This is a genomic window from Rhodococcus sp. USK10, from assembly GCF_019378875.1.
Taxonomy (GTDB): Bacteria; Actinomycetota; Actinomycetes; order Mycobacteriales; family Mycobacteriaceae; genus Rhodococcus_F; species Rhodococcus_F pseudokoreensis.
The window spans coordinates 4,202,554-4,215,820 of sequence record NZ_CP076048.1 but is presented as its reverse complement, the minus strand read 5'-3'; the positions used below and the strand labels follow the sequence as shown (position 1 = coordinate 4,215,820).

The following is a 13,267-nucleotide window of genomic DNA, read 5'->3' as shown; positions in this document are numbered from 1 at the left end:
CGGAAGCGGGTGCTCGGTGGGCGGCAGCTGTGAAACCGCATGTTTGGGAAACCGCGGCTAAGAATGTGTGGTGCAACGCACAATAATATGGAATTATTGTGACGTCAAGACGGATTGTTCCCGACCCCATGAACGCATCGAACAGGTCCGTGAAGTGCTCTTTTCGCGGGCAGTTCGCGCGCAGTGCGCCGATCGCTACGATCGAGAGGCGACCTGCGCGTTCGGGGAACGCGAGGGATTTGCAGGTGGAGGTTGGGACGGATGACTGTGGCGGATGCAACGCAAGTAGTGGGTGAGGATCCCCTCGTCGCCGAGAGTCGGCGACGGATTCTCGATGCCGCGGAGCGACTGATAGCCGTGCACGGCATCGAGAAGGTGCGCCTGCGCGACATCGCCCGCGAGGCGGGTGTGTCGATCGGAAAGATTCAGCACTATTTCGACAGCCGCGACGCGGTCATCGAGGAGATGCTCAGCTCGGCGAGCCTGCGGCGGGTCTCGGACTGGGCGACGTTCGCCTCCGATATCGACGACCCGGCCACGAAGATGGCCTCGCTGCTCGAACACGCGATCACCGACCGCGAGCGGTGCACGGTCTGGTTGGCCACCACGTCGGTGGCGAGTCGGAACGAGCAGTTCATCCCCGACGTGGCCCGCATCTACGATGCATGGCGCGCCAAGCTGTCCGACGTCGTCGAGTCCGGCCGCCGCGAAGGCATGTTCCACCCTGTCGCTCCGGTCGACGAGATCGTCGACAGCATCATCAGCGTGATCGACGGCTTGATGACCGCCGTCGCAATCGATCTGAGCGGCTACACCCACGAACGCAATACCCGGATGCTCCGACGCGTCACCGAATCACTGCTCGGCACGACCTTGGATCGAGACTGATCCGGGCAACGCTCACTGCCAGGCGAACACCGGCTGCCCGTAATGCGCGACGCGGGTGTTCCGCTGGCGCAACACCACTTCTCGGAACTGGTAGAGAATCGCCGCGGTAGGGGCATGGACACCGAGGTCACGGAAGGGCCACTGCAGAATCGGCGCGTCGACCTGGGGATCGGCGATGAATCGGGGGTCGGCATCGACCTCGTCCATGGTGACCGTGTGCACCCGGGCGACTTCCGCTGCGTTGGGGCGAACGGCGCCGGTGAAGTCGCCGATCCACACCACGAACGGAGTGATGACGTAGCCGGATTTCGTGGCGAAGTCGTCGAGTTCACCGACGATCTGTTGGGGATGCGCGTGGATGCCGAGTTCTTCCTTCAGTTCTCGCAAGGCCGCCTCCGCGGCCGTTTCGTTCGGGTCGATACGCCCACCGGGAAAGGCGAACTGACCGGGATGTGCACGCAGGCTTGCCGAGCGCTCGGTCAGCCAGATGACGGGTTCCCCGTCCTCGACCAGGACCGCGATGCAGACCGCGGCGGCGCGGCGACCGTCGAGTGGCAGTTTGATGGCGCGGAATTGTTTTAGTGCCCTGGACAGTTCGAACCGGTTGATCGTCGGCATATCCGATCCTTTCGTGGACAGTCATCCGCTCGGACGGGTCCGTGGAGGTGACCTCGGGCCACCTCCACCGAACTCCGTGAAACGCTAGGGAATTACCACGATCCTTCCCCTGATGTCGCCGGCGGCGAGCTTCTTGAGCCCGACCTCGGCGTCGGCAGTGGCACGCAAGGTCCACGAATCGTGGTGGTCAGAGCCGCCGTCTTACGGTGACCGTGGGCCAGCCGTCGCGCGGCTGCGGGTCGGGTCGATTCCCGACGACGAGCCCCGATACGGGATCGCCCGGGGCGATGGTGTTGGGGTATCCGGCAAGCAGGTGGAGCCGTCCTGTTTATCCCTCCAACGACACCTGTACCCCAGCGAGGTCGCGGGGGTACAGGCCGGCTGTCGAGGAGTTCAGACCTTTTCGGGGTTTCGTGTTTCCGAGATTTCGGATTCGTTCGGGTCGATGTCCGAATCGAGCGTGAGCCCTGACCGTGATCGGTCACGGACCGTCTTGACGCCGAAGGCGACGAGGACGACCGCCCACACGGCCAGCCCCTGCAGCAGCGAGATCCGGGAGGTGCTGTCCCACAGCATACTTCCCAGGATCAGGACGATGACTGCGGTCACGATGATCGACAGGTACGGGAACAACCACATCTTGAATTCGAGCTTCCCGCCGTGGGCGCGCTCATTCCGCTTACGGAGGATGATCTGCGAGATGCAGATCATCAGGTAGACGAAGAGGATCATCGCCCCGGAGGCGTTGATCAGGAACAAGAACACCGTGTCAGGGAAGAAGTAGGCCACGGCGATGCAGCCGTAGGCGATCACGGTGCAGGAGAGCACGCCCCAGACCGGAACACCGCGCTTGTTCACCGCGGTCATCCACTTCGGGCATTCACCGTTGGAACCGAGGGTGAAGAGCATCCGCGACGTCGAGTACAGGCCGATGTTCAGGCACGACAGGACTGCGATGAGGATGACGGCGTTGAGGATGTCGGCCACCCCCGGGATGTTGAGCACCTGCAGCACGAGCAGGAACGGCGACTCCCCGGTGGGAATGCTGTCCCACGGAACGATCGTGACGATGATGAGCGAGGACGTGACGAAGAAGAACAGAACACGGTAGATCACGGCATTGACGGCACGCTTGATCGCAAGCCCGGGCTCCTTGGATTCTGCTGCGGCGACCGTCACGACCTCGGCGCCGACCATGGAGAAGATGACGACCACGACGCCGGCGAGCATCGGGAATGCGCCGTTGGGGGCGATTCCCCCGTGCGAGGTCAGGTTGGAGAAGTCGATGCTCGAATTCGGCCAGAGACCGAAGATGAACAAACCGCCCACGGCAACGAAGGCGACGACGGCGGCGATCTTGATGCCGGCGAACCAGTATTCGAACTTGCCGAAGTTACCGACCGACACCATGTTGACCAGGGTCAGAGCCAGCAGGAGCGCCACCGAAAGCACCCAGGTCGGCACCCCGTGTATCCATCGTTGCAGCAGCTGCGCACCGACGACGGCCTCGAATCCGACGACGACCATTTGGTAGTACCAGTACAGCCAGGCGGTGGAGAAGCCCGCCCAATTGCCCATGGCGTCGCGAGCGTAGTCGGTGAACGATCCCGTCCGGGGATTGGCGACGGCCATCTCGCCGAGCATCCGCATCACCAGCAAGATCAGTACGCCGGTGAGCGCGTAGGTGACGATGGAGGCCGGACCGACCTCGCTGATGATGGCACCCGAGCCGATGAACAGACCCGCCCCCATAGTTCCGCCCAACGCAATCATCGTCAGGTGCTTCTGCTTCAACGGAGTGTGCAACCCTCCGTGGGTATCGATCTCTTGCACGCGGTTCTCCTCATTGCGGGGATGTGGGAAGCGTGACCCGGGGGTCGTGGTCGCTCTACTGCGCCGCTCCGGCCGACCCGACGTCACTCGGCCGGAACGTGCGTGTCGATCGCCGGGCCAGGCGCTCGTCCTCGGCGTGAACCAAGTCTCACTGCGCAGAATGCAGATCACAACAGCCAACTGGGCACATGCCTGTGCAAATATGCACAGGCATGTTTAGGGTGGAGAATGATCGACGCCGACGACCTGCGCTATTTCCTGGAAGTGGCACGCACCGGCCGCCTCGTGGCTGCGGGAAGGGGACTGGGCGTCAACCACACCACGGTGGGACGTCGCATCACGGCACTCGAACGCGCACTGGGAAATCGACTCTTCGACAGAGTGCCGACCGGCTGGGTCCTCACCGACGCCGGACACGAACTCGTCGTGCATGCGGAATCGATCGAGTCCGCCCTGCTGGCAGCCATGGAAGGAGCCGCCTCGGGCGGTGGGCGATTGTCCGGAACCGTGCGGATCGCGACCCCCGACGGCTTCGGGGCGTTCGTGCTCGCTCCCCATTTGGACGCTCTGTATTCACAGCACCCCGATCTCGATATCGAAATCGTCACCGCTACCAGACACGACGTACTCGCCGCCCGAGAGTTCGACGTCGCGGTCACCCTCGAGAGGCCCTCTCCGCGTGCGGTGGATATCAGCGAGCTCGCCGACTACCGGCTCGGTCTCTACGCCAGCGCGGACTATCTCGACACACATCCGCGGATTGCGCATGTCCTCGACCTGCACGAGCATGCGTTGATCGGCTACGTCGATTCCCTGCTCGACGTCCCGGCGTTGCGCATCCTCGACGAGGTTCTTCCCGGCCACCGCACGCGGATCCAGACCAACAACATCACCGGGCAATGGACCGCGACGGCCGCCGGCCTCGGGGTCTCGGCACTCCCCCTCTACATCGGAGATCCGGATCCTCGCCTTGTGCGGATCCTCGACGAGGAGGTGACGGTGCTGCGGAAGTATTGGCTGATCGTGCCGCGCGAACTGCAACGCCTCGCACGGGTACGCGCCGCGATCTCCGCGCTCCGATCGATCGCCGCCGCCCACGAGGGATTAGTCACCCGCACGGGGTGAACCGACACCGTCATGGAGGTCCTCCGCCTTCCGCGTAGGACCCGAAGAAGTTGTCCGGAAACCAGATTCGTCATCGAGGATGCCCATACGTGCCCGGCGGCAGAAATCCTCACGCAGAGCACGAGATAGTGAGATGTGGACACATTTTGAAGAAAGAACCCGACGATGCCTGTACCCCGGTGACGGACCGAGGTACAGGCATCGTGAGAGATCTAGGACAGTTCTGGCTCCGGCTCAGGTCGAGACAACTCGTGGTCGATCTCGTATTCGACGGGCCCGGTGGGTTCGGAGACGACCATAGTCCCGTCGACACCTAACTCGTCGATGCCTTCGTCGAGTCGCGCGATCTTCGTCCGCTCGCCAACCAGGTCCAGGTTTCGGCAGACCAGCAGGTAGAAGACGGACGCGACGACGAGGCCGGGAAGCATCGCGATGTCGGCGCCGTCCAGCATCTCGGCAATCGGGCCTGTCCACCACACGGTGACGAAGAAGGGGATCATCGCGACGAAGCCGATGAAGTATGCCGAGATCCCTCGCCAATCCCAGCGCCCATACATACCGCGTGGGTTGAAGATTTCCCTGATCGAGTACGCGCCCTTGCGGACGAAGTAGTAGTCGACGAGGTTCACGGCGGTCCACGGCGTGAACAGGTACAACATGATCGCCAGGAAGCTGCCGAATTCGGTCATGAAGTCGTCATTGGCATTGGCGGCGATGAACACGGCGATCACGCCGGCCGCAACCAAGGCGAAGAACCGTTTGAGCAGCGTCGCCTTGATCGGCTTCACCGAGTCGATCGCGCTGAGAATCGTCAACGAGGAGCCGTAGAAGTTCTGCGCCGCGCTGGTGATCAGCCCGATCACCGCAAGGACGGTGATAAGGACGCCGAATCCGTTGAAGACCCGGTTACCGGCCTCGACGAGGGCCTGGGCCACGTTGAGGGTGGGGAACATGGAGGCCGCCGCGGCACCGATCAGCATCATCCATCCGCCGCCGATCGTCGCACCGAGGTAGGTCCACCAGAAGGTGGCACGCGTATTCACCTTGGCCGGCAGGTACCGCGAGTAGTCGGAGACGTAGATCGCCCAGCTCAGCTGGTATGCGGCGGCGGTGAAGAACTGCGCCAGGAACGGCGTCGCCGAGAAGCCCTCGAAGCTCAGCTGCCCCTCGGGGAAGGAGTCGAAGAACAGAACGTGCACGGTGAAGATGAGCATTGCGGCGATGAGGACGAACGACAGGTACCGCTGCAGTTTGTGAAACCACGAGTAGCCCAGAAACGCCATCACCATGGCGAGGAGGGTGAAGCCGAGCTCGGTGGCGGTCGGATCGAACCCGAGGGTGTCGTGGAAGGTCTGGCCGGCCAGAATCTGGTTGAAGGCGTTGTAGCCGATGTACGTCGCAAGGGCGACGACGAACACCAGGAGGGCACCGACGTACCCGAACTGCGGCCGCGACTGGATCAGCTGCGGCAGTCCCATGTGCGGGCCCTGTGCGGAGTGCGCGGCCATGAAGAGGGTGCCGAAGAGGCAACCGCCGATGATCGCGATCGAGGCCCACATCAGGTTGGTGCCGAGGCTGACGCCGATGACACCGACCGCCAGTGTCGTCAGGTGGGCGTCGCCGCAGAACCACACCGGCCACAGGTGCCACGCCTTCCCGTGACGTTCGGATTTGGGTACGTAATCGATCGATCGGCGTTCGATTCTGCTCGGCCTCCGCGACTGGGGGCTGGACGCATCGTTGCCGGACAAACTGTCTGTAGCTGACACGGGAACTCTCCGGGGAAATTTTTGGGACTGTGGGTCCGTGGTTGGACGGCCGACACGCAGATCGCGGTGGCCGAGACGCTTCAGGTAGTTGAGAAGTGTGATCGCGTGCACAGCACCTGTCAAGCGCGCCAACACTTTCGGTACTCAATAGCCGCATTCTGGGTCGATTTGGCGAAAAAGTCTGCCGAACTGTTGTGACGAAACGTTTCGCCACTTAGTGTGGCAACTCACAAGCAGTCATCCCGCCCCCACCGCGTGGTGACAACACAAGTGATGGAGACCGCCCAGCGGCGGTTTCCACCGCCGGTTCAGATGTGCGAACCGCCGCCTCCTGCACTGTAAACGCCTGCAGGAAAAGGCCTTTGCTCTCATCGACGGCGCAGATCACCGCTGCCCGTCATGGACGTGGCAGCGATCGAGCGAGAGCCACTCCCCGCGTAGGGAGTCGAAATCTCATGCGTGAGAAAGGAAATGATGGTTACCTTCGACACGATCTTCATTGACGGAGAGTGGGTCCCGCCCCGCGGAACCGACTCGGTCGATGTCGTCGATCCCGCGACCGGCGACATCGCCGGACGCGTCCCGAGCTGCAACGAGCAGGACGTCGACTCCGCTGTCGCCGCAGCTAGACGCGCATTTCCGTCGTGGTCGACCACCACTGCACCCGTCCGCATCGAGATACTGCAGCGTCTGATCGAACTCGTTCGGAAGAACTCCGAAGAGCTTGCGCACCTGGTGTCGATCGAGATGGGCGCACCGCACGAATTCGCCTTGTCCGAGCATGTGGGCACCCCCATCGCGATGATCGAGAGCTTCGTCAACGCGTTGGCTGCCGAGCAGCCAGAAGAGCATATCGGCAACTCGCTGATCGTCCGAGAGCCCATTGGCGTGGTTGCTGCGATCACACCGTGGAACTATCCGCTGTATCAGCTTGTCGCCAAGGCGATCCCGGCGGTAGCGGCTGGATGCACGGTCGTGGTGAAGCCGTCGGAGCTGGCACCGTTGTCCACCTTCCGCTTCACCGAGCTCGTCGCGGAAGCAGGCCTGCCGGCCGGAGTCTTCAACCTGGTCCCCGGCCGGGGCGTGGTCGTCGGTGAAGCACTGTCCACCCACGCCGACGTGGACATGGTGTCCTTTACCGGGTCTACCGGGGCGGGACGACGGGTGGCCGCATCCGCCGCGCACACCATCAAGCGTGTCGCTCTCGAGCTGGGCGGAAAGTCTGCGAGCGTCATCCTCCCCGGTGCGGACCTGCGCACGGCGGTTCCGTACTCGGTGGAGTACTGCATGGCCAATGCGGGGCAGTCCTGCAGCGCATGGACTCGCCTCATCGTGCCCCGCGCGGTCGCCGCGGAGGTGGAGACCATCGCGGCCGCCGCCGCCGCCGAGCTCGAGGGCACGCTCGGCCCGGCCGCCTCCCGAGGGCAGTACGAGCAGGTCCAGGACTACATTCGTATCGGTGTCGAGGAGGGCGCACGCCTGGTCACGGGCGGTCCCGGCAACCCCGACGGCGGTGACGACGGCAACTACAACCGCGTCACCGTATTCGCCGACGTCACCCCCGACATGCGCATCGCGCAGGAAGAGATCTTCGGACCCGTGCTGGTGATCCAGCCGTACGACACCATCGACGAGGCCGCCGACATCGCGAACGGCACGCCCTACGGGCTGCACGGCGGTGTCTGGGCGGAAACCGACGACGAGGCGCTCGCCTTCGCCCGACGGCTACGGACCGGCCAGGTGGACGTCAACGGCGGAGACTTCAACGTCGACGCACCCTTCGGCGGCTACAAGCAGTCCGGGGTCGGTCGTGAACTCGGCCGAATCGGTCTCGAGGAGTTCTACGAGACCAAGTCCATCCAGCTCCCCAGCTAAACGACAACAGCCCGATTAGAAACCCGTTCTTCGGCTGCACAGATCCCGCAGCTCGAGAAAATCCACGCCAGAAAAGGAACAATCGTGAAGGTTACAGCTGCCGTCTTCGAAGAAGCGGGCAAGGAACTCGTCGTCCAGGAACTCGAGCTCGACGATCCGAAAGATGGCGAGGTGCTCGTTCGCCTGGCCGCCAGCGGCGTCTGCCACAGCGACTACCACATCGTCAAGGGCGAGTGGGGCTCCCCGTCTCCGCTGGTCCTCGGCCATGAGGGTGCCGGGGTGGTCGAAGCGGTCGGCCCCGGCGTCACCACGGTCAAGGTCGGAGACCACGTCGTGCTCTCCTGGGTGCCGTACTGCGGTCACTGCAAGTACTGCAACACCGGTCGCCCCGCGCTCTGCCCGCAGGTGCAGGATAGCGCCTACCAGAGCGTCATGCTCGATGGCACCACTCGCCTCACCCGTGACGGTGAACCCGTCTACAGCTACTGCGCAACCGGGTCGTTTGCCGACCGGGTCGTGGTTCCCGAAACCGGCGCCATCCCGATCCGCAAGGACGCGCCACTGGAGAAGGTCGCCCTGATCGGCTGCGCAGTCGCCACCGGCGTCGGCGCGGTCATCAACACGGCCAAGGTCCAGGCCGGCGACACCGTCCTGGTGATCGGCTGCGGCGGCGTCGGCCTGTCCGTGGTCATGGGCGCCGCTCTCGTCTCGGCGGGCAAGATCATCGCCGTCGACATCAACGACGACTCCCTGGCGCGCGCAAAGTCGCTCGGCGCGACCACCACGATCAACTCCGCGAAAACGGACCTCGCCGGCGCTCTGCACGACCTGGTCGGACCGGACGGTGTGGACTGGGCGTTCGAGGCCATCGGACTCAAGCGCACCATCGAGACCGCGTTCCAGTCGATCCGTCCCGGAGGCACCGCGGTGATCGTCGGACAGGCCGCCGACGGGGTCACCGTCGAGATCGATCCCCTGGTGATGTCCGACCGGGAAAAGTCGATGATCGGAAGCAGCTACGGCACCTGCCACCCGGCAGTGGACTTCCCGCGCCTGGTCGATCTGTTCATGGAGGGCAAACTCGACCTCGACGTCCTGATCGCCCGCACCGGCACCATCCACGACATCAACAAGGCGTTCGCCGCGATGGGCAGCGGTGAAGCCGCACGCACGGTGATCGCGTACTGACCGGTATTCCGGCCAACGATCAGAGCAGGAAGTCCTGACTAGGATGCACAGCATGGGCGGCGACGCGGAGCTCTACCGAGAACGGTTCGCGACGATTGTCGCGGCACGTCGCGGGACGCGTCGCCGCCCAGGGGTGAAGGATGTGGCCGCGATAGCGGAGGTGGGTGTCGGGACGGCATCCGATGCGCTCAACGGCAAAGGACGGATGAACCCGGCGACCCGGGATCGTATCCGGCAGGTCGCGGATGCGATCGGTTATTACCCCAGTGCACTGGCAAGGTCGTTGCAGAGCAACAGAAGTGGGATCATCGGACTGTCGATCCGCCCCTTTGGTGGAGCACCCCTGCAGTATCTTGCGGTCAGCTACTACGCCAGATTCCTTAATGCGGCGACCGTGACCGCGCTCGAGCACGGCTACGCGCTCGTCGTCATTCCCCCGTCCCTGCCCACGCTGCTGCGCAATATTGCGATCGACGGAGTCATCGTCGCGGACCCACCGCCGGGCGATCCTCTGATCACCGAGCTCAAGGCGCGCGGCATCGCGTATGTATCCGACCTCGGGGAGGTCGACGATCCGGACGCCCTCTGCGTCGGAAATGATCAGGCGCAGGCGGTGATCGGCGTCTGTAACCATTTCAAGGATCAGGGTGCAGCGACCGTGGGCATGCTGGTATCGGACAGCGACGAGGACTACACGGTGCGCAGCCTTGCCGGGTTTCGGCAGTGGGCCGAAGAGAACGGTCAGGTGCCCCGGATCGAACGGGCAAGCATTCTCGATCCCGAATCGACGATGTCGGCCGCCCGGCGACTCTTCGATGGAGCGGACCGACCCGACGCCGTCTACACCACCGAGGCACCGGCCGGCGGATACCTCCTCAATGCGGCGCGAGAACAAAAGCTGCGCGCTCCGGACGATGTTCTGATCGCCTACTGTGCCGAGCACGCCACCGAGCCGAGCCTGTCCGATCTCACCATGCTGAGTCTGCACGCTGAACAGGTTGCTGAAGAAGCCGTCGAACTGCTGGCGGCCACCCTGTCCGGCCAGGACCCCGCACCGCGACACCGGATTGTGGGCACCACTTTGCACGTTCGCGCATCCTCGCTCCGCCATTGACATAGCGGCACCTCGCCCGTACCGACTCCTCGTACCCCCCGCACACAGCAGACAGCGCACCGCATCGTCGCCGATGCGTTAGCAAACCAGTGTCCCTCGTGTACAGAATCATTCGTCTTGAAAGGCTCGCCATGAGCAGTCCCGTCAGCAGGCACCGTGTCGTTGTCGTCGGATCCGGATTCGGTGGTCTGCACGCCGCAAAATCACTGCGCCGCGCCGGCGTCGACGTGACAGTGATCGATCGAACCGGGCATCACCTCTTTCAACCGCTGCTCTACCAAGTCGCGACCGGAATCCTGTCCGAAGGTGAGATCGCAGCACCGACCAGAATGATCCTGAAGAAACAGGCCAACACCAAGGTGCTCGTCGGCGCCGTCACCGGCATCGATCTCACTGCTGGAACGGTCACATCGCAGAGCCACGGGCGACAGCACGTAACACCGTTCGACAGCCTGATCGTCTCCGCCGGGGCCCAGCAGTCGTACTTCGGCAACGACAGTTTCGCCGAACATGCACCCGGGATGAAGACAATCGACGATGCGCTCGAACTTCGGGCGCGAATCCTCTCGGCCTTCGAAGCGGCCGAGCTGACAACCGATGCGACCGAGCGCGATCGGCTCCTGACCTTCGTGGTCGTGGGTGCGGGACCCACCGGAATCGAACTCGCAGGTCAGATTGCCGATCTGGCACGCCGCACGCTGACCGGCGCGTACCGCAACATCGACGCAGCGAAGGCACGCGTAATCGTGCTCGATGCCGCCCCGACAGTCCTCCCCGCGTTTGGCAGCAAGCTGGGGGCCGCGACGGTGTCGGCCCTGAAAGGGCGCGGAGTCGAGGTCCACCTGGGTGCGGCGGTCGTTGACCTCGACGAACACAGCATTACGGTCCAGAATGCCGACGGTGACCGCTATGCGATTCACTCGTCCTGCAAGATCTGGTCGGCGGGCGTTGCCGCGAGCAGCCTCGGAGCGCAGCTCGCCGAACAGACCGGGGCCGCGGTTGACCGAGCCGGACGTGTGCTCGTCGAGGATGACCTCACCCTGCCCGACGCCCCGAACGTCTACGTCATCGGCGACATGATGTCGCACCGCGGAGCACCCGGGGTTGCCCAACTCGCGATGCAAAGCGGTCGCTACGCGGCACGACAGATCGCGGGCGACGTACGGGCGGCACAGAAGGGGCGCACCCGCCCACTTCGCAAACCCTTCCAATACCGCGACAAAGGCTCCATGGCGACCATCGCGCGATTCAAAGCGGTCGCCAAGATCGGCCCGGTGGAATTCTCGGGCATCCTCGCGTGGGTGCTGTGGCTCGCCGTACACATCGTCTATGTGGTCGGATTCCGGAGCCGGGTTTCGACTCTGATGTCCTGGCTATGGAGCTTTCTCGGCACCGGACGAGGCCAACTCGCCACCACGGATCAGCAAGCAAAAGCTCGCAATGTCCTCGCCAAGTCCCGGCTGAAGCCCGACGGCGCCGGTACTGTCGCCGAGCGCTCGGCGGACCGCGAAGTTCTACTGACCTGACTGCTACAGCCTGTTACGAGCGGGGTCTGGCTGTTAACAAGTCTCGGTTACCACTGAGCTGAGTGGTGACGGAAGAGCTACGGATGTTGATCGATTGACTGGCGCGACACCGCGACTTATGCATCAGAGCCCCGGCGGCATCGACGTTCTATTGGATAGACGTTGGCTTGGCGTCGAAGCGTCAGAGATTGGGAGATTCGCGGCGTTGGACCACCACCTCGTCCGAGCGACTCGTTCAGCCGCAGCACGCGTGCGAAATACCCTGCACTGCAACACTGTCGAGAGTTTCTGGGACTTCGACCTGGTCCTGCGTGGGCTCGAACGGGTTGATCGCGCCTGCTGGAGGCCGAGAACATACGATGAAGACACAGACAGGCATGCGTTCGCTTCCCGCATGCGTACTTCTTGTAGGTAGCGGTGTCGACCGCGCCGTCCTCGCTCGCCTGCTCGACGGGGGATCCTTGCCGTCAAGCGTGGCTGTAATCAACCTGCGATCACTCGAAAGTGTCGGAGTCGCGGTCGTGAAGGCGTGGAGGGCTACTCGATACGATGCCGCATTGGTACTCCTCGGACGATTTCACTCCAGCGATAGCCGTATCGCTCTTCTGGAAGCTGGCGCAGATCACGTGCTGGAGATGCCGATGTCCGCAGCCGAGATAACTACGTGGATTCGAAGCGTCCTTCGACGAGTGACAATCTGCCAGCCAGCGAAAAGAGGCAGTCCCCAAGAACTGGCGTTGATCTGGGAGGCAGGCGCACTCGAAAGGCACGAAGGTCGAGTTCTTCTCACTAAAACTGAGTTCGATATCTTTGCGGTCTTGGCCCGGAGTGCCGGCAGCGTCGTCTCTCGCCGAAATCTATTGCTGATCGTATGGGGAGTCGGGTGCGAGTCGACCACCAATGTCCTCAACGCATGTATGTGGTCGTTGCGCCGGAAATTGGTGTTGGTAGGCGCCGGACAGGCGATTCAGACAATTCGTGGCGTAGGGTTCGCCCTGAGGGAACCAGTATCGATAGTCGCGTGAGCGGACCGCTGGTATCTCGCCATCAACAATTGCGCATCGTGGATTTTGGTGTCAGTCTTCCGATCATCGATGACCTTGCCGCACTGTGACGACGCAGCGGATCCCGTAGCGCGTAACCCACTTGTGCAGACACCCAGCCAGTCATCTACGGATTCTTCCGAGACCCGACCTCGAGCACCCCAGGCGCGACGAGGTCACCGATTCATTCCCTGGCATGCACGTCCATACGGTCCTATGGATCGAAACTGGAAGATGTCGGCAACGCCATCCTCTACCCGCTCGGCACTGCCATCGCGCAGGTGACTT

At 63.3% G+C, this 13,267-nt stretch carries 10 protein-coding genes; 7 read left to right on the top strand and 3 right to left on the bottom strand.

All coding sequences use genetic code 11. The features are described 5' to 3' along the window. The first annotated feature begins 261 nt into the window (after positions 1 to 261). Entirely contained in the window at positions 262 to 888 is a 627-nt protein-coding gene (locus I1A62_RS26345) for a TetR/AcrR family transcriptional regulator (protein WP_219455207.1), read from the top strand. Between the two features lie 12 nt (positions 889 to 900). On the opposite strand, the gene I1A62_RS26340 is transcribed toward I1A62_RS26345, so the two are convergent. Next, the gene (locus I1A62_RS26340; RefSeq protein WP_219455205.1) at positions 901 to 1,506 is read right to left on the bottom strand and encodes a CoA pyrophosphatase; all 606 of its coding nucleotides are present in this window, start codon (positions 1,504 to 1,506) and stop codon (positions 901 to 903) included. Between the two features lie 393 nt (positions 1,507 to 1,899). Further along, the gene (locus I1A62_RS26335; protein WP_257890539.1) at positions 1,900 to 3,339 is read right to left on the bottom strand and encodes an amino acid permease; all 1,440 of its coding nucleotides are present in this window, start codon (positions 3,337 to 3,339) and stop codon (positions 1,900 to 1,902) included. 228 nt (positions 3,340 to 3,567) lie between these two features. Here I1A62_RS26335 and I1A62_RS26330 point away from each other — a divergent pair, with 228 nt between their 5' ends. Continuing rightward, positions 3,568 to 4,464, top strand: coding sequence for a LysR family transcriptional regulator (locus I1A62_RS26330; protein WP_219455203.1), 897 nt, complete (start codon positions 3,568 to 3,570; stop codon positions 4,462 to 4,464). A 212-nt stretch (positions 4,465 to 4,676) separates the two neighbouring features. Here the strand turns inward: I1A62_RS26330 and I1A62_RS26325 are convergent, their stop codons facing one another. Further along, complete coding sequence (locus I1A62_RS26325) at positions 4,677 to 6,233, bottom strand: cytosine permease (RefSeq protein WP_219455202.1); 1,557 nt, start codon at positions 6,231 to 6,233, stop codon at positions 4,677 to 4,679. A 474-nt stretch (positions 6,234 to 6,707) separates the two neighbouring features. Here I1A62_RS26325 and I1A62_RS26320 point away from each other — a divergent pair, with 474 nt between their 5' ends. The 5 genes from I1A62_RS26320 to I1A62_RS47285 all read left to right on the top strand — a co-directional run bounded on the left by I1A62_RS26320 (position 6,708) and on the right by I1A62_RS47285 (position 12,961). Continuing rightward, complete coding sequence (locus I1A62_RS26320) at positions 6,708 to 8,108, top strand: aldehyde dehydrogenase family protein (RefSeq protein WP_219455200.1); 1,401 nt, start codon at positions 6,708 to 6,710, stop codon at positions 8,106 to 8,108. Positions 8,109 to 8,192: 84 nt separating this feature from the next. Beyond that, positions 8,193 to 9,296 (top strand): Zn-dependent alcohol dehydrogenase, encoded by a 1,104-nt coding sequence (locus tag I1A62_RS26315; protein WP_219455199.1) that lies wholly within the window; start codon positions 8,193 to 8,195, stop codon positions 9,294 to 9,296. A 52-nt stretch (positions 9,297 to 9,348) separates the two neighbouring features. Next, the gene (locus I1A62_RS26310) at positions 9,349 to 10,410 is read left to right on the top strand and encodes a LacI family DNA-binding transcriptional regulator (protein WP_219455197.1); all 1,062 of its coding nucleotides are present in this window, start codon (positions 9,349 to 9,351) and stop codon (positions 10,408 to 10,410) included. Between the two features lie 131 nt (positions 10,411 to 10,541). Further along, positions 10,542 to 11,936 (top strand): NAD(P)/FAD-dependent oxidoreductase, encoded by a 1,395-nt coding sequence (locus I1A62_RS26305; protein WP_219455195.1) that lies wholly within the window; start codon positions 10,542 to 10,544, stop codon positions 11,934 to 11,936. Between the two features lie 359 nt (positions 11,937 to 12,295). After that, positions 12,296 to 12,961 carry a winged-helix domain-containing protein gene (locus I1A62_RS47285; RefSeq protein WP_374710704.1) on the top strand — a complete coding sequence of 222 codons (666 nt, stop codon included), beginning with the start codon at positions 12,296 to 12,298 and terminating at the stop codon, positions 12,959 to 12,961. Positions 12,962 to 13,267 lie beyond the last annotated feature (306 nt).